Consider the following 16,608-nt stretch of genomic DNA (forward strand, 5'->3'; position numbering starts at 1 on the left):
CCTTGGGCGTTCTTTTTGCTTTTCTACAGAGTTAACTTGATACCTCCATTTCCTTTAGATGACACTTGCTTTATATCCTCGTTTTTTTGGATCTGATAATCCCGATCGACAAGCCTTTTCAAATATCCGCTGGCGTTTCTTCTTTTCCCATTGGGCAATCTAGTCAAAAAATTGTACAATCTCTTTTGTTCCGGGTCATCCAAGTTGAAAGAAACAGGCACATTCTTCATTCTCATGACATCTACACCCCTTCTAAATGATGTTTTCATCTGGATATCACCTACTTGATATATAGGTATTATGTACTGGTTGTCCATTATTCCTAACTTTTTATACAAAATCACAAAAATGTGATTAAAGTACAAGTTTATTGTCAATGATGGTCCTAAACATATATTTAGAAAGGTTGATGTAGCAATGTTCGGACTAGGAAAACCACGTTCAAAGTTTGGGAAGTTTCTTGATAAGAACTCAATCACACAAGAGGAAATCGCTAAAGAGAGTAGGGTAAACAAAAACAGTATTAGCAGGATAGCGAAGGATGATGATAATACACCTTCTATGAAGAATGGATCTAAGATTATAAAGGCGCTTAGAAAGGCTGGATATGATGTGGAATTCGATGATTTTTGGACATAAAAAATAGCCCCGTAATCGTTAAAATGAATAAGCCCCTTAGCAAACGAATATCTTGTTAAAAAGGAGGCTATAAAATGAGCGAGCAAGAAAGATGTAAAAAGATAGCGTTGATGTGCAGGGAGATTTTAGATACGGATGAGCCGTTTTATTGGCATCTTGATCTACCAGATAAAGAAAAAGACTATACAATCGATTTTCTTTTAAGAGCAGTTTTAGGATTTGCGGAAATGGAAGATGATAGGTCGTCATTAAAATACGCCGAAAACAAGTTTTACGCTGCTTATAATAAAATTACGAATAAAAGAGTCCATCCAAAAAATGCATAGCTGATGATTATAGCCCCTTTTCATGAGGGGCTATTCTATTGTGACATCCAGCACATCATTAAATGCTATTTCTTCTCCTTCACGTAATCTTATTTTACGTGTATCGATCATCCGCAACTTATCTTTAATCGTTAAAAAATCCCCGTCATCAAAATACTTCACCTCAACAGTCAAATCATTATGTAATGCGCATTGCAATTTGTATCCAATCTCTAATTTCTGCTGATCGTCTAAGATTGGTTTTGTCTTTTTCATCATTTCTTTTTGATGTTGCCGTATCCGCGCTTTATGTTCAGGCAACATCATGCGACTTGATTCCCACATCATGTTACTACCTGGTGTAAGTTTGTTCATCGTTAAGCCCCCATTCTTCTTATTGGTTGTGTAGACAATATATTTTCAATTTTAAACGTCCTTACTTGCTTCTTTGTATAACAATAAGCGAGCACCGTATCTTTATTTGATCGCAGCACTTTGATTGTTCGTTGTGTGATTTTATTGTTGTGATCGATGTAAATCATTTCTAGTCTTTCTCCAGGTTTCATCATTTTAAAAACCTCCAGTTTAGAAATGTTTGTTCTTATTATATCACAAAACGCGAACACATATACGGTTAAATTATGGAAATAGATTTTATTTCGGAAAGATGACACTTTCTGTGCTGCTTATTTCGATTATAGTTATGAGGAGGGATTTTATATGGAAAAGATTATGGATGGTCACTTGATTGGATTTGGTTCATTACAGGAACTGGAGGATTACGAGGAACATATTTGGTTTGGCGGCGCTATGTCAGAGGAAAGATATAATGCATATAAAGATACGCCGAGTAAAAAGGAATGTGACAAGCTGTGTGCAGAATTGTCGGGTGATGTTAGGACGTATAAAAATGAAAAGGAGAATTGAAATGTGGATCGGATCATATAAATTGGAAAGGAATGTGCGTCCTCCGTATTACATAAGCGAGAAGATAAAGTCAAATGTTGAATCATTGGTAGATCAACTTAAACGTGATTTACCTACAAGGTACAGTTTAAAACTTGAAAAAAGCTGGCAGAGTGAATCTTGCTATTTGACGATAAGGGATAATAAGACGGGAAAGGTTGTTAAAGTGTCGTTTCGGAATCACGTGGGTGATTCTACAAAGTATGATTATGCTGTTTATTTATATGAATATAGGACTTGGGAGGAATGTAAAGATAATTTTCTAAAAGTAACATCCCATTAGGTTTAAAAAAAGCCGCACAGTAGGCTAAAATTATTTGTAAAACAACTAAATAAATGAGATAATATAATTAAAGATAAGTTTATTTAATTATTCGAAAATTAGCAAGGAGGGAAATGTTTATGTATAATTCTTTAGAGTTAGCCAAATATTTTATTCATAAAAGTATCCCTAATACAATAGAAAATATTACTAACTTAAAACTACAAAAGTTGCTTTATTACGCCCAAGGTCATTATTTATCTGAAAACCATGGAGAAAGACTTTTCAAGGAACCCATTGAGGCATGGGTACATGGCCCAGTTGTAAGGGAGGTCTATAAAAAGTATAGCTCATATGATTTCAATGAGATCAAAAACGACATTACAGAACAAGAAATAAAGAGTTTATCAATAGATAGTGAAACGATAACCTTTTTAGAAAGAGTATGGGATAAATATAAAAAATTCAATGGAAAGCAGTTAGAATTTAAAACACATCAAGAGGAACCCTGGCTTAAAATAAGAAAAGGACTTCCAAATTATATATATACGGACGATGAAATGGAAATTAGTATTATAAAAGATTACTTTGACAAACACCATCAATTAACAGTATCTTAATTTGATACTGTTAATTGTTATTTTTATGGGGGTATTTTTATTTATAATCTTATGTCTTCTTTTTCAAATTATATTTTAGGCGATGTACTTTCCTTTTTCAAGTTTATCATCCCCTTAAGTTTTACTATATACATATTTTCCTACAGAGAAAGAAAGGATATTGCATATTCAAGTTTCAAACAAAAGGTTGAGAAATCAATTATTTCCTTCATAACACTTACTATAATTATAATAATTCTGTGGGGGATAAAAAATAACACTAAGTTATTTAATGAATATACTACCTTGATGAATATTTTGACCATAGTCATCTTCTTTATTTGGAGCGCTAATATAATATATTCATATGGTAAAATAATTAAATCTATAAATATCTTTAAAGTTAAAAACAAACATTTAAAAATTCTTAGAAAGAATAACAAAAAAACAAAATCAATATTACGAGGAAGATCTAACAGAAAATCTAAAATCCTGTATAAATTAAAGGACTTTGTGCCTCGTTGGCGATTAAAAAGATTTATCAACCAATATAATATTAGTTCTCAGATAATTATTCAAATTTTAATTTCCAAAATTAAATATAACTTACCTAAAGATTTAAGTAATAGTATAGATGAGTACTTAGAAATACAAACAGAATTTATTAAGGGCATTCATAATCGATATTATGAAGAAGTCATTGCTTTACGTCTATTTGATTTAACTGTTGTTCTTTATGAAACAAGCCTTGAAAATAACAATCTATTGCTTTCTAAAATATCAGAAAACCTAAGACCAGAAGATACGGAAAAGATTTTGTCGCATTATAATGAAATTGTTCCAGGTGTCTTCCAAATTAATAAAAGCATTTTTGAAATTGAATTGAATGGGGATGCCGAAATTTTAACAAGTCAAGTTACACTTTTTGAGAAACGAAACATTAAATATTATAAAAACTTATACAACGCTTTAACGATATTAAGTATCAATAATCATCCAAACCTTTATCATTGTCTAACTCGATTAGTAAATCAGTCAAATCAATCACATGCATTTATTACCGCAACCAATATATTTACAATATACTTTTCTTTAATATACAAATCAGTTATGGAAAATGATGTAAAAAAATTAACAACTATAATTAACTTAGCTTTTAATCTTGTTAGAAGCGAATCTGATTTATATTCAAATAAACAAATTGTAGATGGCGAGAGTTTTTCCTATAAAATTGACCAAAAAAGTAATAGTTTAGCAAAAATAATAATTTTAGGAATTGTAAAGTCTATTGAAATGGGACACTATGGATGTGCTGGATATCTTATAAAAGTTGGGGTAAGTCAATTCGATACTATTGATTTTAACAGCAACTGTTTCGAGGTACATAGAGTACTTACCAATCGTAAAGTTTATGATGAGAAGATAATAACATCTCTAAATATTAACATCAAGGAACCTTTACTTAAGGAATTGGATTTTAATTTTAATATAAGCCCTACCTCTTTCAAATATTGCTTTTCAAAAGCAGCATTCTTAATGCACCTTCAAGAATATTATATAAATGATTTAGGTGTTAAAAAAATACCTTTATCTGGCATATTAGATATAACTGAATTAATAGAGGATACTAATATCGAATATTTAATAAATAAAGTGCAGGGATTGCATAAAGAATATGGTCTCAGTTTCTTGAAAGATGATAGGATTTTAGGTTTATACAGGCTTACAAAAAGTTTTTAATTAGCCCCTCATAACGAGGGGCGTTTTTTATTTCACACGTAATTTCTGCCCAACATAAATCGTAAAGTTGTTGTCAAGATCATTCCATGCTTTGATTTTGGTTAAGTTAGTATCGAATTTGACAGCAAGCTCTGATACTGTATCTCCGGAAACGACTTTATGATATTTCTTGGCCGAACCACTTAATTTAATCTTCTGCCCAGGATGAATAAGACTAGGATCATCAATATTATTAATATCAACAAGTTTAGCAACAGTCGTATTGTGATCAACTGCAATTCGGCTTAGGGTGTCTCCAGGCTTAACGGTATACGTTCCACCATTCGAACCACCGGAGCCAGTACCCCCACCACTTTTCTTTTTCAGATTAGCAAACTTAGCAACCCCATGTGCATGATTAATTGCAGCATCTTTAATTTGTTTGGATTGCTTAAGAAAATCTGCATCTTTTTTAGTGTCAATAAACAGATTTTCCGTTAGTAGAGCCGGCATGTGCGATTCACGACATACATGTAGATTAGCCATTTTCTGCCCACGATCTGTAAAATCAAAGTACGTGTCACGCATCAGTTCTTTATGCACTTTGTCTTGAAATTCTTTCGTTTTTCCGCCGACACCTGGATAAACATAAGACTCAAAGCCTGTACCACCGCCTGCGTTAATGTGAATCGATAGGAAAGCATCAGCACCCCACGCATTAGCTTCATTTGTTCGCTCCGTGAGTGTAGGATAAGTGTCTCCAGTTCGTGACATTTTAATGTCAATGCCTTTGTAATTACTTAGAAGATAATCTCTAATTTGTAGGCTCATGTCTAAAACAACGTCTTTTTCTTTAATTCCGTATCCACTTGCACCTGGATCGCTTCCGCCATGTCCTGGGTCTAAATATAATTTGAAAGTCATAATATCAATCTCCTTTTTTATTTTGTAAGATTATTTCGGTCTAAAACTTCTTTCTGCTTTTTACCAGTTGCTGTGACATAATTATTACGAAACCACGTCCAAGCACTGACAACAGCGGTGATAATCATTGTTACTACTTCTCCCCAGGTTTCTTCTGCTCCGGGGATTGGATTCAAACCCGCTGTAACTAGAAACTGATTAATTAGCGCTACAATAAGCACCACAGTTCGGATCAATGTACCTTTGTCCAAATAAAACACCTCCTTTCAAAACAAATAAAAAAGAACGCTACCTGGGTGGTAAACGTTCTTCAATGTCATCTAATTTTGTTATGACAATATCGTATTTGCTACTGAAACCTTTCATAATATCGTTTTGATCATCTATGGTTTTATAAAGTTTTTGTTCCCTTTCTTGACTTTCCTTCCTAGATGAATAAAAAAGCCACACAAAAAGGACCGCGAACGGCCCTTGTGTCAAAAAATATTGAATTAATGTTTCATTCATCGTCTTCCCCCTAACAGTACAAAGAAAAAGCACCCTTTTATAGATGCTTAATCCCTTCATTTTTCAAGTTTTCAAATGGAGTTACTATATTTCCGTTAATGACATCATTGGAAGTTAGGGTAATCTTAGTTCCATATGGGAACGAAAGTGCATCTAAAAAAAGTTCATTTCCTTTTTCCCATAACCACTGATAAACATTTTCTTCCGTTACCCCACTATTTGAATTTAAAGTTGCTGCATGTGATATGTTAAGTTCTAATGCAAGTTGACCTTCAACCATAAAAGCCATTGTGTATGCAACTCTATCAACTGGTGGTTGAATATAACCTTCAATTAGACCTTCAGTTTTATAATGTCTCATTTTTCCTCCCCCTTCCATCTACTTATTTCGACAAAGGGAGGATAAATCCTTTTTTAAATAAAAAACACACCTCAATTGGGTGCTTTTACTTATTGCGCATCATCCTGATGTGCAAGAAAAACGCAATAATATATCATTCATAAAATTCTCCATTCCATTGCTCTTTTTTTATTGGTTTGATGTTATCCAAATAATAATAAACCCCAGCATTATCAATAGTGGCATTGGTCGGATCTAGTGATTTCATAATCTCATAATCATGGTCCATTGACATGTCACGATATAAGTTTTTGTCCAAGGTGTTTATATCTACTGTATATCTGAATAACGAAGGCTTGCCGTCGAAAAACATGATATTTGCATTAGCTTTAAGAAAAATTACTGGTTTATTTACAATTGATGAGTCTTCCGAACTGTGTCTCCTGGGACCCAACTTCGGTTCTAAAACATTAATATTCTCGTTGGAAAAGTGATAAAAAATCATAACCCCCCACTCCTTTTCTAATAATCTTAGCATAAGGAAGTGGGGTTGACTATCCGATGAAATTACTCACCATCGATCAAAAAACCAAGACCGCTGTCTTCCAGGATCTCTTTTACACCAGATTGTAAAGTAGATGGGATTTTATTATATTGTGTCTTGCCAAGAATAACACGTTGTGCGAAAAACATTTCAATCATGATCTCACCCCCTTCCAATTTGATTAGAAGCCATAATAAAAAGCGGATAATCATTGATAGACCTGCATAGCCATTTCAGCTATGACATCCTCAATAAAATCCGCTCTTTCTGATGTTGCTTTGTTTTGTGCTTTTAGTAGTTCATTTTCTTTTTTCATGTTTTCAACCGTTATACTTAAAGGTTCTTGGTAAACCGGTTCTTGCGGTTCCTCCTCGTTTGGGTCAGGATAGCTAAACTCTAATGTTTTAGTTTCTGGGTTTACTCGATAACCATTAGATTCCACGAAATCTTGGGCGTGTTGACCGTATTCCAATTCAAGAACATCGAATGTATCTCGGTTTAATCCAGTCAAATTTCTATAGTTTTTAATATCTTGTTCGATTGTAGTCTTCTTGATGAATCCCTGCTTTTCTCCTGTGTCTAAGATTACATTCCCTGTTTCTTTTTCATAATAAATACGTCTTCCTATTTTCATATAAACCCTCCTTTATTCAAATGCGTACCACCTGTATCGTTTTTCCCCATAAATGAGCATTTTAAAGTACCCCGGTCCCATCTCTAAGTCCCTTATCGGATGAGTGTCTCCTGCGAACTCCGAAGCGTTTAAATTATAGGTTTCATTTCCCCCTCTAAATGGAGCGTAGGCACTAAAGTTTTTACTTTCGCTATTAGGTCCGTTATCAAAGAACTTCGCCATAAGGAATCTTGGTGTGAAATCTAGTCCATTTACTTCTAATATGCCAGTCAGTCCTGTTCCTTCACCGTATGCCCACTTCCTCCCTGTCTGAATCTGTCCTATCGCATCTGCCAACTGCTTAAATGTAGCCTCGGCAGGAACATTCACCCTATCGTCTACGTCAGTAATAGCCCCGCCGATTATTTTTTTCCCATTACTGACATTTGTAAAAAGTTCATTCACGATATTCGGAATGCTGTCTTTTGCGGTTGTTTTTAAAGTAGACAAATCACCTTTAAACTGCGAATAATCCATCTGATGATCATCAAGCTGTTTCTGCACGGCGCCTACCTCTTGATTTGTATACTCATTTGCAGCCTGTTCAACTGTATTTGCTTTGGCTTGTGCTCCTGCTGGTGTTTCCGCGCCTACATCACTAGCTGATAAGGTGACGTCACCAGTTTTATTGTTAACCGATTTAACAGGAACATCGATGTTATCTAATTCTTCTTTTGTAGCAACCTTTTCATCAATTTTATCCCAGTTATCATTAAGCATTGTTTCAATATTAAATGTTTCGTTACCATCCGCTACTGGATCCTTTTTTAGCAACTTCAAATTTTGCGTATTGCTCGCCATAATCACGCACCTCCTGCAAACTTATTTAGTGTTAATTGCTCCATTTCATGCAATGTTTTCACACCATGTATTTCTTTAATTAGCACATAACTATACTTGAAAATCAAAGGTAAATGTGCAGGTATAATCCGTTCTAAGCTTATTCTCACATCATCAAGATTAGATGGAATTCCATAAAAACTAGTAAACTTTACAACTACCCCGTTTTCAAACTTAGTCTCAACATCACCGTTTGTGTAAGCATCCGCCACTCTTTTTATTAGTACTGCATATGAGGTATCACCTTTATTCATCCTTGATTTAACGACTTCCCGCCGTTCTTCAATAGGTTTATGACTTTTCTGTTCAACATCATATTCTTTTTCCCAAAGTGTGATGCTCCACGTAGCTGTATCAATGTAAAACTGCAATAATATATCGTCTAAACCATCTTGAATGATCCCGAGTTCCGCCCCATCCGATTTCATTATTTCTTTCATTACAAGAGATTTTTTATAGTAATCTGGGAGCATATTTAATAACCTTTCCGATGTTGTTAGATTATCAACATTAAAGATCACAGATACGTCACACTCCCTAAAGATGGAACTTGGGTATTTGTAATTGGTATATTTTCTTTATTGCCATTTAAGGTAACATCAGCAAAATCAAACACACCCTCAGTCTGGATTATCGCTGCAGAAACAGCCTTTAGCATAATTGTGCCACCCACATCAATCGTTTCTAAATAAGTAACCAATGATTTTGTTATGTCTTCTTTTAATTGTTCAAGCTTATAGTCATCTTCTATTTGCAATCCTTGAATTGATACGTCTACATTTACTTTCGAGACGGTTCCAACCGTAACAATTGCTCCGATTGGCGCTTTTCCATGACCGCCACCATCTTTTGTTGGATCCAGGTAATCTTGCACCTGTTTAATTAATTGTTGTGATGCTGAATCCCCATTTCTGTCAAAAACAATTACTCTTACAGTGTTTATCCCATCCCAAATGGGTTCAACTACTACATTCCCAACACTAGGTACTTCCTGAGACCAAGATATATAGTCATCAATGTTACCAGCACCATCTGCCCTCTTGTTTTCTGCTAGGACTCTATCCCTTAATCTTTCATCACTTTCTTCATCAAAGCCACCGTATGTGGCATGCTGATTGATTACAGATATTACACCGCTAATATCATTCAAAATAATACTTATTGCACCTTTTTTAACGTTTCCACTTTCACCAGCAATAACCGCCTCGATTGGAATAACAACGCTACCTTCTTCAGGTATTGTCCCTTGCTCAGTTGTTTCAAATTCAATCGGTGGAGTTACGTTATCGGACAATGTGGAAATTCGAGTGCCTATTGGAATTATCGTTCCTGCAGTACCATAAAATGTAGCAGAACCAAAGGACTTTACTGCATCTTGTCTTTCTAGTCCTTTTTCGGATGCCTTTAGGTCTAAGTAATTTCCGTAGGTAGTTGATGTAAATCCTCTTTCCAACACCATCCTTGCCCATTCCCCTGTTTTCGCAACCTCGATGGCAACAGGCATTAAACTATCCCATATATAGGATCCCTCTGACTTATCAATATCGTCAGGAATTAGATCCAACATTCGCTGCAGTATTGTTTCTTCGTCTTCATCTTCCAAAAAAGCTGGCAATTCGATATCGCTCATTTGACCACCACGCTTTCATCCATTCGCAGTCTATCTCCCATTACATTGTACAGATCAAAAGAAAAATACAGTTTATCCTTCTCCCATTCAAAACTAAAATTACCAACACTTTCAGTACGTGGATTAACCATTAGGCATTCCGTCACCATCCGTTGTATTTCACTTTCATTTGCATCTCGAGTAAGATCCAATTGAATTAATTCATCAAATTCTTGGCCGTGATCATCGGAGTAAATAAGATATCTGTATCTTTGTGTGTACATTGCCTTTTGACACCACTCAACCCAAGCATCATATGGAGATGTTTCTACGACCTTGCCAACTGGATTCAGTACAAACTCACCTTTTTCAAAATCGAACTTCCAGGACCGTCCAAATTCAACAATTTCAGATTCATCTATATCTTCGACATTTAAATCATCCGTTACATCTTCAGGGAATAAATTCGGCATCAGTTAGCCACCACCCTTGCTACAACTACATGCTCTTGACCGCCATTCACAAGTAGAACTACTACCCTGTCCCCAGGTGCTAGCGGTTTTAATTCTTTATTCGTTATTACTCTGTGTCCATGGGTGTTTTCCTCAACTTTCGTAAAATAATCAGGATTCATTGTTAAATGTTCAGAAATCATATAGTCATTAATTGGATGCTTGAAATTATCCAACTTCAATTCCATTCGGGAGGTGATAGTACCTAGATCTGAGCCAACACCTAACATGACATATTGCATATTTTTTTTATTTCTTTTCTCCAAAGTCCTGACCAGATCTTTGTATGGATCAGTCATAGTATTTCCTCCTTATATAATCAAGTGATCCCAATTCTAATGTCATCATCCCGGATGGTCCCAAGTTACGTTTAACGGAAACAACAAACCATTCTTTGTCATCCAGTTTCACTGCATCGCCGACTCTTATAGTGTTTATATCAAGCGCACGAACGATGATCCTTTCGCTAATCCCGGACAGCATCTTCTTTCCTGCTTTTTCAGCATCTGATTTCTTTTTAACCTTTGAATCCTGCAGCACCTTTTGAATTGTTCCGTACTTTTTTGTATTTTTTGAGACAGTAGCTAGTACAAGCGATCGCTTGCTTTCTTCCTCTTTTCCAAGTACCTTAACCTGTGTTACTATGTTTTCCAATGACCTAGTTCGATCAATTTCCTCAGTGGATTCTAATATCCAAACTTCCTTATTGTTACCAAAGTGAATAAGTTCTAGCTTGTTTACATTCATACGCGGAATATACAGCCCACCGCCTTTATCAGACGTTTCCTTCAGATCATTTTCCATCATTCTTTGGATTGGCTGCGCTCTATAAACTGCCTTTGATAAAGCGATATAAGTGTTAGCAAATTTACCCGTTGGAATGCCCCAATCATTGGCGTATTGCTTGATGTGCTGTGTAGCAGTCTTTCCTTTTGGAAAAAGGTATTCATCTTCACTTTTTGCCATATAAATGCTTCGGTCATAACATTGAAGGGTTATCTTATTAGATCCGCGTTTATTATCGTTTATTTCCCACACAACACCACTAAATAGTTGTTTTACTTTAGAGGTTCCATATGGTTTGCCGAATACAGAAAAATCCTCCCCACCATCTAACTTTGGAAAATCTTTAGTCTGTAAAAATGTCGCGCTGACACGAACAGATACTTCATCGAGGCTTTCCTCGACTTCTACCGATTCGTTTAATTCACTTATGTCGTATTTACGATCAACAATTAATTCATAACTCATGATGGGATCACCAAGGATTGACCTGGGAAAATCCAGTGACCCGGATCCGTTTTATTGCGACTATCCCTTTTAATTAGCATTGATTTATTGGATGAAACATTCCAGATCTTCCGCCATTTCAATCCGGATCCATAGTATTCCCGAGCAATATCCCACAAGGTATCACCTTTTTTTACAACGTATGTTTTTGATTTCGGCTTAGGATTAGGTCTAGGTCTTTTTGGAACGGTGATTTTTCGTGTGGTTTTTCTGACCTTGACCTCTTTCCATGAGCGCATCTCAATATCAAAGTAAACGTCACCTACTTCTCCGCCTTTAATTTGGTGATTCACATTCGTAATTAAGACTAATTCATTAATCGATGACTGACTAATCAATAATCTTACTGGTTTGCCTTGTTCTCTCATTTTGATTAATTGTTTTATCGCCGCATCCGGATCTGGTATATTTTGATACTGACAGTATGAATCATGATATTTAGGTAAGAAAGAAGAGAACTGATAACCAGCTCTCCTCTCTCCCGTAGGTACATCAATTTCCCCTATATCATTTAGGGTAATTGTGTCTATTTGCTTTTCTGTTTGAACGTCAACCGTTTCCGGGTTCACAGGGAATTGAAATTTCTTTCCTCCTGGAGGGATTAGGTAAAAATCCATGTTTCGCACCTCCAATTACGATAAATTTTCGATGATTGCTTTTAACTTTTTAGCAAAGGTATCTGCAACCTCATCCACTTTACCGTCGATTTCCTCTTTGTTTTCCACTAAGATTTGACCAACCATACCATCCATATCAAAGTGTAAATGTACGTCACCACCACTGCCACCATTATCATAGTTAGGCTCTGGTGCTTGATATTCAGGTGCATTATATCCTCTGCTTTGATGATTTGGAATAACTTCTGACCCTCTAGGCAATTTCAATAATTCTGGCCCACGTTCGCCAACCCAAGCTGTTTGATCTTGAGAAAGTGGTCCCGGTGTTCCACGGAAATAACCTTTGTATGGTCCGCCATGCATCATTGATTGAATGCCTGGTGTGTTAAATACCGTTCCATAACGTGATTTAATATAATTGATTGCTGCAACCGCATTATGAATAGGATTAAGGATATTATTCATCCCGTTTCCTTTGTACGCTTCAAATGTCGGGCCAATTGTTTGCATTAATCCTTTTGACGGTGTTCCTCTTGCTGCGTTAATATCCCAATTGTTTTGAGCAAGCGGATTACCGCCGGATTCCTTTTGCGCAATCACAGACAATGGCCCAAGCCATGAATCTGGGACGCCTGTGACCATCATAGCCGCCTTTATCCATTCGCTAACATTTCCACCAATCGAACCCATTCCGGAAAATGCTGCAGCTAGTGACCCTGCTTGCTTTTCAGCAAACCCCTTGATGTCAACAGAATCAAGACCTTTTACGATTCCAAGTGATGCAAATTGCCCTAATTCTGCCATTACTCTAGAAGGCGAATGAATTCCTAATTCTTTTTTAAACGTCTTCTCAACCTGTTCAGCAAGGTACTTGGATGTTTCCTTCACTTTAGCCTCTTGTGACTTCATTCCAGTTGCAAATGCAGTTGTTGTGTCGGATCCAAATCCAACCGCTTCCTTTACAATGCCTTGCATCGGTTGGTGTATATTTCGTTTCTTCCAGCTATCTAAATAAATAACGCTTCCATTGATTCCATCAGCAACTGATTCAGAAAATTTTTCACCGTAGCTATTCGCCTCTTTATCAATTCCTGATGCAGAGACTTGATTGATACTCATTGAGGCTTGGACAACTGCACCACTAGGAGTAGCGTTAACTATGCCACCGTTTGCAAATGGGGTGATACCCATTATCTCCCCTGCTTTATGCCACAAATCCATAGCACGATCTCTTTTTTCTGATCCTAGAGGAATAACAACTTCAGGGCGATTACCTTCACCAACCATCGCTAAGTGTTCTTGATTAATAAAACCGCCAGTTGCATAACCGCGTACAGCTTTCCTTACACTATTAAATCCGCCTTTTATGTTATCCCATGTGCTACCCCAAAACCCTTTTTCCGGTGCTTCATCTATTTTTGCATTCGAGCCACCGTACCCATGTTTTGGTGTACTTTTACCGGACATGGTATCGTTATATTCTTTGACTTTCTCGTCCGTTATATATGGTGAATGACCACGAATAAAATCCAAAGTTTTCTTAACCCATGGAGTTGCGGCAATTGCCAAAGCAACAACTAGTTTTACTGTTGGCGGTCCTGGTGTCTTTAAACCTATTATCCCGCCTAACAGAAACGCTGTTATAGGGTCCTCTAATATCTCTTTTCCCATAGCTTTAGCCATAGCAGTTATTATTCCAACGCCAAGATCAGCCCCTGCTTTTGCTACGGCTTTTGCACCATCAGATTCAACCCATTCGGTGAGTTTATCAGTAAAATCGCCGATAACGAAGGATACTTTTCCAGCGAAATCTAGTTTTTTAAAATCTTCATTTTCAAGATAGTTTTCACGAATGTAATTAAATCCCTTTTCTAGCTTTTCAAAAGCCCACTCAGAAGCCTGTTCCCCTGCTTTTCGGATTGTTTCTTTCCATTCATTCCATTTATCTTGGTTATTGTCGATCCACTTACTTATAGATTCTAATCTCGGCTTTAAGGATGTTAAAATACCTTCACCAAGCGAACGAAAATATGTCTTTGCATAGCCTTGTATTGTAGATATCATGCCTGATGCGGTATCAGATAGCTTTTCAGCTCCACCTTTTACACGCTTTTGAACAACATCGATGAACCCGGCCCAACCACCAATCGCATCATATTGCTCTTTGGTCATTTTCACCTGGAATTCTTTCATTCGTTCAAATTCACCCATTTGAGCGTCAGCTAATGCCTCCATAGCATCATTAACCGTTTTACCTGGTGTTAACGCAGCCATATCAGTGGAAATCTTTAACAGGTCTTTCGCTTGGTCAACACTATCGGTTATTCCAACACCTCTAGTCAAGGCCGGAAATAAATCATCTGAATTAAATGGCGTCTTATCAGCAAAACGACCCATCCAGTCAATTAATTTGTTAGCTTTTTTCATGTTACCGTCGAGCCAGTGACCCATAGCCACTTCATACTCTTCAAATTGCATTGCAGCACCAGTTGTTGCCTGATTAAGCTTGTTTAGACCAATAAATGAAATCGCGATTGTTGCCATACCTTTTAAGCTGGTAAGTTGGCCACGAATCGCTCTGAATACAGCAAACGTTTTGTTCTTGGCTGCAATGACTATTTCCCACGACTTCGATGATACTTTCCGTAAACCACTTTGCACTCGTTTGAGTGTTGCTGTTACACGGTCTTTTAAAGTTACCTTCGGGTATGATCTCAGCATGCCAACAGTTCTTACTAATGCTTCGGTGCGCTTTAATTCCTTTACTATATTTCCCTTTAAACGAGCTCTAGGGCCTATCCTCGCTGTGTCAATTTCTTTTATGACCTTTCGAGTCTTTGAAATATCTTTTAATAGGTCACCTTTCATTTTTGTTGTTACTTCAACATCTTTCTTTGACATGGACGTTAACAGCTTGTCTGTTTTTTTAATTACCCGTGTCGCTTCATCCTTAGCGGTAATAATAGGGGAGGCTTTTTTGGAATCCAAGCGCCTAATCATTCGATCCGCTTTAGTGACTTGCTTTGTCATTCTATCTCTAGCCATAATAATAGGTTTTGCCCTCATCCTACCTAACGCTTTTGCGCGTCTTTGAGTGCGTTCAAAAGTCTTTTTTATTCTGTCCTCTGCTCTTTTTGCACGTCTTATTGCTTCATCGTCATTAACATCAAAGATTATCTCTTCGCGATAGAATTCATCAGCCAATTAAGCCACCCCCTTGTTTACCCCGTCTGTTTTCCTCTTCCATATCGTTAATAACGCCTCGTAAAATCAGCCTTCGTTCATCTGGATCCCTTTCCCAAATTTCCTTCGGCCATTTACTAAGCTTTTTAGCGGCTTCCCAGACAAGGAATGTTAATCCTCGTCCGGCAAGGAGTTTTTTAACTCATCGTCCGTTTCCGCTTGATCGTAGTAACCAGATAGATCAAGTACCACATCAGCTAATTGTGCAACTTCACCAGCCAATAAAATTTTCTTAACAACTTGCTCCGCCCCTGAAGCCTTATATTTAGAAAGCAGTTGCGGATGATCAAAACGAACATTCTCATCATCACCGATAGCCAGTGTTGCTTCCGCTACAAGTGCGCGATTAAATCGTTTACTATCTAGCTTTTCGCGTTCTTCCCCGCGCACTCTAGTTTTCGTTGTAAACCGTTTTTCGATCTGTTCAATTTTCCCTTCACGTAATCCGGACATTAAAAAAGAAAGGTCAATTCGATCAATTGTCACCTTTCTTTTTGGCACGCTATCCTCTTCGCCAGCGCTAAATAATTTATCTAATATTTGTTTTTCGTTGACTTCTGCCATTTTCACGACCTCCTATTTTAAGCTTCGATTGGATCAAGCAATTCAAATCCTTCAAAAGTAAATGGTGTTTCTTCAGTTATTTCTTGTCCTGCTGTCCAGTTAGCTAATGAGATGGAATCCCACTTAACATTTTTCAACCGTACGCGCTCATGCCCGTATGCTTCTGGATCATCTAATTTACTGATTAATTCTGTTTTTTTAGGAACGCCGCGATCACCCATTGCCCAGGAGTTTTTCTGAATCATTCCTGACGTTACTTTAAATCCGCTTGCTGTTCCCGTGCCGTTCAAACCTACAACTTTATGTTTTGACCACCGTGTCCCCGATACGTTAAGAGCATTCTTTGTGATCTCTACACTAGCAGTCAAACTATTAATATTTTCTTGCCATTGACCGTCTTCCCACATTTCGCCAAAACTACCATTGACGACGCGTTCCGCTTCTAAACTCATTAA

At 36.8% G+C, this 16,608-nt stretch carries 24 protein-coding genes and 1 pseudogene; 5 read left to right on the plus strand and 20 right to left on the minus strand.

Annotation, left to right across the window (positions count from 1 at the left end):
• Positions 1–23: 23 nt before the first annotated feature.
• A complete protein-coding gene (locus ACW2QC_RS07330; protein ID WP_457543326.1) occupies positions 24–269 on the minus strand; it encodes a hypothetical protein in 246 nt (81 codons plus the stop codon).
• A 148-nt stretch (positions 270–417) separates the two neighbouring features.
• Between ACW2QC_RS07330 and ACW2QC_RS07335 the strand changes: the two genes are divergently transcribed.
• Together ACW2QC_RS07335 and ACW2QC_RS07340 are read left to right on the plus strand one after the other, a co-directional pair.
• Complete coding sequence (locus ACW2QC_RS07335; RefSeq protein ID WP_457543327.1) at positions 418–639, plus strand: helix-turn-helix domain-containing protein; 222 nt, start codon at positions 418–420, stop codon at positions 637–639.
• A 74-nt stretch (positions 640–713) separates the two neighbouring features.
• Entirely contained in the window at positions 714–965 is a 252-nt protein-coding gene (locus ACW2QC_RS07340) for a hypothetical protein (protein WP_457543328.1), read from the plus strand.
• A 30-nt stretch (positions 966–995) separates the two neighbouring features.
• Here ACW2QC_RS07340 and ACW2QC_RS07345 read toward each other — a convergent pair whose 3' ends face one another.
• Positions 996–1,319 carry a YolD-like family protein gene (locus ACW2QC_RS07345; RefSeq protein WP_457543329.1) on the minus strand — a complete coding sequence of 108 codons (324 nt, stop codon included), beginning with the start codon at positions 1,317–1,319 and terminating at the stop codon, positions 996–998.
• A gap of 2 nt (positions 1,320–1,321) precedes the next feature.
• Positions 1,322–1,513 carry a hypothetical protein gene (locus ACW2QC_RS07350; RefSeq protein ID WP_457543330.1) on the minus strand — a complete coding sequence of 64 codons (192 nt, stop codon included), beginning with the start codon at positions 1,511–1,513 and terminating at the stop codon, positions 1,322–1,324.
• A gap of 151 nt (positions 1,514–1,664) precedes the next feature.
• Here ACW2QC_RS07350 and ACW2QC_RS07355 point away from each other — a divergent pair, with 151 nt between their 5' ends.
• From ACW2QC_RS07355 to ACW2QC_RS07365, 3 genes are all read left to right on the plus strand, one after another.
• Positions 1,665–1,871 (plus strand): hypothetical protein, encoded by a 207-nt coding sequence (locus ACW2QC_RS07355; protein WP_457543331.1) that lies wholly within the window; start codon positions 1,665–1,667, stop codon positions 1,869–1,871.
• Positions 1,872–2,312: 441 nt separating this feature from the next.
• The gene (locus ACW2QC_RS07360) at positions 2,313–2,792 is read left to right on the plus strand and encodes a Panacea domain-containing protein (protein ID WP_457543332.1); all 480 of its coding nucleotides are present in this window, start codon (positions 2,313–2,315) and stop codon (positions 2,790–2,792) included.
• 285 nt (positions 2,793–3,077) lie between these two features.
• Entirely contained in the window at positions 3,078–4,511 is a 1,434-nt protein-coding gene (locus ACW2QC_RS07365) for a hypothetical protein (protein ID WP_457543333.1), read from the plus strand.
• 27 nt (positions 4,512–4,538) lie between these two features.
• On the opposite strand, the gene ACW2QC_RS07370 is transcribed toward ACW2QC_RS07365, so the two are convergent.
• From ACW2QC_RS07370 to ACW2QC_RS07450, 17 genes and pseudogenes are all read right to left on the minus strand, one after another.
• Positions 4,539–5,414, minus strand: a complete 876-nt coding sequence (locus tag ACW2QC_RS07370; protein WP_457543334.1) for an N-acetylmuramoyl-L-alanine amidase — start codon at positions 5,412–5,414, stop codon at positions 4,539–4,541.
• Positions 5,415–5,431: 17 nt separating this feature from the next.
• A complete protein-coding gene (locus ACW2QC_RS07375; RefSeq protein WP_457543335.1) occupies positions 5,432–5,674 on the minus strand; it encodes a phage holin in 243 nt (80 codons plus the stop codon).
• A gap of 28 nt (positions 5,675–5,702) precedes the next feature.
• The gene (locus ACW2QC_RS07380; protein WP_457543336.1) at positions 5,703–5,921 is read right to left on the minus strand and encodes a BhlA/UviB family holin-like peptide; all 219 of its coding nucleotides are present in this window, start codon (positions 5,919–5,921) and stop codon (positions 5,703–5,705) included.
• Between the two features lie 37 nt (positions 5,922–5,958).
• A complete protein-coding gene (locus tag ACW2QC_RS07385) occupies positions 5,959–6,282 on the minus strand; it encodes a hypothetical protein (RefSeq protein WP_457543337.1) in 324 nt (107 codons plus the stop codon).
• Positions 6,283–6,415: 133 nt separating this feature from the next.
• Positions 6,416–6,766 carry a hypothetical protein gene (locus ACW2QC_RS07390; protein ID WP_106494862.1) on the minus strand — a complete coding sequence of 117 codons (351 nt, stop codon included), beginning with the start codon at positions 6,764–6,766 and terminating at the stop codon, positions 6,416–6,418.
• A gap of 62 nt (positions 6,767–6,828) precedes the next feature.
• The gene (locus tag ACW2QC_RS07395) at positions 6,829–6,963 is read right to left on the minus strand and encodes a hypothetical protein (RefSeq protein WP_457543338.1); all 135 of its coding nucleotides are present in this window, start codon (positions 6,961–6,963) and stop codon (positions 6,829–6,831) included.
• A 50-nt stretch (positions 6,964–7,013) separates the two neighbouring features.
• Positions 7,014–7,439 (minus strand): hypothetical protein, encoded by a 426-nt coding sequence (locus tag ACW2QC_RS07400; RefSeq protein WP_457543339.1) that lies wholly within the window; start codon positions 7,437–7,439, stop codon positions 7,014–7,016.
• A 12-nt stretch (positions 7,440–7,451) separates the two neighbouring features.
• On the minus strand, positions 7,452–8,279 hold the full coding sequence (locus tag ACW2QC_RS07405; RefSeq protein WP_457543340.1) for a hypothetical protein: 828 nt from the start codon (positions 8,277–8,279) through the stop codon (positions 7,452–7,454).
• A gap of 2 nt (positions 8,280–8,281) precedes the next feature.
• Entirely contained in the window at positions 8,282–8,839 is a 558-nt protein-coding gene (locus tag ACW2QC_RS07410) for a putative phage tail protein (protein WP_457543341.1), read from the minus strand.
• Positions 8,836–9,948 (minus strand): baseplate J/gp47 family protein, encoded by a 1,113-nt coding sequence (locus ACW2QC_RS07415; RefSeq protein WP_457543342.1) that lies wholly within the window; start codon positions 9,946–9,948, stop codon positions 8,836–8,838. Before ACW2QC_RS07415 ends, ACW2QC_RS07410 begins: the two co-directional genes overlap by 4 nt.
• On the minus strand, positions 9,945–10,400 hold the full coding sequence (locus tag ACW2QC_RS07420) for a DUF2634 domain-containing protein (protein WP_457543343.1): 456 nt from the start codon (positions 10,398–10,400) through the stop codon (positions 9,945–9,947). Before ACW2QC_RS07420 ends, ACW2QC_RS07415 begins: the two co-directional genes overlap by 4 nt.
• On the minus strand, positions 10,400–10,738 hold the full coding sequence (locus ACW2QC_RS07425) for a hypothetical protein (RefSeq protein WP_457543344.1): 339 nt from the start codon (positions 10,736–10,738) through the stop codon (positions 10,400–10,402). The genes ACW2QC_RS07420 and ACW2QC_RS07425 overlap by 1 nt, the downstream gene beginning before the upstream one ends.
• Complete coding sequence (locus ACW2QC_RS07430) at positions 10,731–11,690, minus strand: XkdQ/YqbQ family protein (RefSeq protein WP_457543345.1); 960 nt, start codon at positions 11,688–11,690, stop codon at positions 10,731–10,733. Before ACW2QC_RS07430 ends, ACW2QC_RS07425 begins: the two co-directional genes overlap by 8 nt.
• Positions 11,687–12,346 carry a LysM peptidoglycan-binding domain-containing protein gene (locus ACW2QC_RS07435; protein ID WP_457543346.1) on the minus strand — a complete coding sequence of 220 codons (660 nt, stop codon included), beginning with the start codon at positions 12,344–12,346 and terminating at the stop codon, positions 11,687–11,689. Before ACW2QC_RS07435 ends, ACW2QC_RS07430 begins: the two co-directional genes overlap by 4 nt.
• 282 nt (positions 12,347–12,628) lie before the next feature.
• Positions 12,629–13,267 (minus strand): annotated as a pseudogene (locus ACW2QC_RS07440) (transglycosylase SLT domain-containing protein); the annotation flags it as partial.
• Positions 13,268–15,700: 2,433 nt separating this feature from the next.
• The gene (locus ACW2QC_RS07445; RefSeq protein ID WP_457543347.1) at positions 15,701–16,153 is read right to left on the minus strand and encodes a phage tail assembly chaperone; all 453 of its coding nucleotides are present in this window, start codon (positions 16,151–16,153) and stop codon (positions 15,701–15,703) included.
• 17 nt (positions 16,154–16,170) lie between these two features.
• The gene (locus tag ACW2QC_RS07450) at positions 16,171–16,605 is read right to left on the minus strand and encodes a phage tail tube protein (protein WP_457543348.1); all 435 of its coding nucleotides are present in this window, start codon (positions 16,603–16,605) and stop codon (positions 16,171–16,173) included.
• Positions 16,606–16,608: the final 3 nt, after the last annotated feature.

The organism is Virgibacillus sp. FSP13 (genome assembly GCF_054048505.1).

What these genes read in the sequence shown, in the direction of transcription:
- ACW2QC_RS07395 (WP_457543338.1), bottom strand. Translation starts at nt 6,963, where the DNA reads ATGATTGAAATGTTTTTCGCACAACGTGTTATTCTTGGCAAGACACAA.
- ACW2QC_RS07400 (WP_457543339.1), bottom strand. Translation starts at nt 7,439, where the DNA reads ATGAAAATAGGAAGACGTATTTATTATGAAAAAGAAACAGGGAATGTA.
- ACW2QC_RS07425 (WP_457543344.1), bottom strand. Translation starts at nt 10,738, where the DNA reads ATGACTGATCCATACAAAGATCTGGTCAGGACTTTGGAGAAAAGAAAT.
- ACW2QC_RS07405 (WP_457543340.1), bottom strand. Translation starts at nt 8,279, where the DNA reads ATGGCGAGCAATACGCAAAATTTGAAGTTGCTAAAAAAGGATCCAGTA.
- ACW2QC_RS07385 (WP_457543337.1), bottom strand. Translation starts at nt 6,282, where the DNA reads ATGAGACATTATAAAACTGAAGGTCTAATTGAAGGTTATATTCAACCA.
- ACW2QC_RS07430 (WP_457543345.1), bottom strand. Translation starts at nt 11,690, where the DNA reads ATGAGTTATGAATTAATTGTTGATCGTAAATACGACATAAGTGAATTA.
- ACW2QC_RS07345 (WP_457543329.1), bottom strand. Translation starts at nt 1,319, where the DNA reads ATGAACAAACTTACACCAGGTAGTAACATGATGTGGGAATCAAGTCGC.
- ACW2QC_RS07330 (WP_457543326.1), bottom strand. Translation starts at nt 269, where the DNA reads ATGAAAACATCATTTAGAAGGGGTGTAGATGTCATGAGAATGAAGAAT.
- ACW2QC_RS07435 (WP_457543346.1), bottom strand. Translation starts at nt 12,346, where the DNA reads ATGGATTTTTACCTAATCCCTCCAGGAGGAAAGAAATTTCAATTCCCT.
- ACW2QC_RS07380 (WP_457543336.1), bottom strand. Translation starts at nt 5,921, where the DNA reads ATGAATGAAACATTAATTCAATATTTTTTGACACAAGGGCCGTTCGCG.
- ACW2QC_RS07370 (WP_457543334.1), bottom strand. Translation starts at nt 5,414, where the DNA reads ATGACTTTCAAATTATATTTAGACCCAGGACATGGCGGAAGCGATCCA.
- ACW2QC_RS07415 (WP_457543342.1), bottom strand. Translation starts at nt 9,948, where the DNA reads ATGAGCGATATCGAATTGCCAGCTTTTTTGGAAGATGAAGACGAAGAA.
- ACW2QC_RS07390 (WP_106494862.1), bottom strand. Translation starts at nt 6,766, where the DNA reads ATGATTTTTTATCACTTTTCCAACGAGAATATTAATGTTTTAGAACCG.
- ACW2QC_RS07420 (WP_457543343.1), bottom strand. Translation starts at nt 10,400, where the DNA reads ATGCCGAATTTATTCCCTGAAGATGTAACGGATGATTTAAATGTCGAA.
- ACW2QC_RS07360 (WP_457543332.1), top strand. Translation starts at nt 2,313, where the DNA reads ATGTATAATTCTTTAGAGTTAGCCAAATATTTTATTCATAAAAGTATC.
- ACW2QC_RS07445 (WP_457543347.1), bottom strand. Translation starts at nt 16,153, where the DNA reads ATGGCAGAAGTCAACGAAAAACAAATATTAGATAAATTATTTAGCGCT.
- ACW2QC_RS07450 (WP_457543348.1), bottom strand. Translation starts at nt 16,605, where the DNA reads ATGAGTTTAGAAGCGGAACGCGTCGTCAATGGTAGTTTTGGCGAAATG.
- ACW2QC_RS07340 (WP_457543328.1), top strand. Translation starts at nt 714, where the DNA reads ATGAGCGAGCAAGAAAGATGTAAAAAGATAGCGTTGATGTGCAGGGAG.
- ACW2QC_RS07355 (WP_457543331.1), top strand. Translation starts at nt 1,665, where the DNA reads ATGGAAAAGATTATGGATGGTCACTTGATTGGATTTGGTTCATTACAG.
- ACW2QC_RS07350 (WP_457543330.1), bottom strand. Translation starts at nt 1,513, where the DNA reads ATGATGAAACCTGGAGAAAGACTAGAAATGATTTACATCGATCACAAC.
- ACW2QC_RS07335 (WP_457543327.1), top strand. Translation starts at nt 418, where the DNA reads ATGTTCGGACTAGGAAAACCACGTTCAAAGTTTGGGAAGTTTCTTGAT.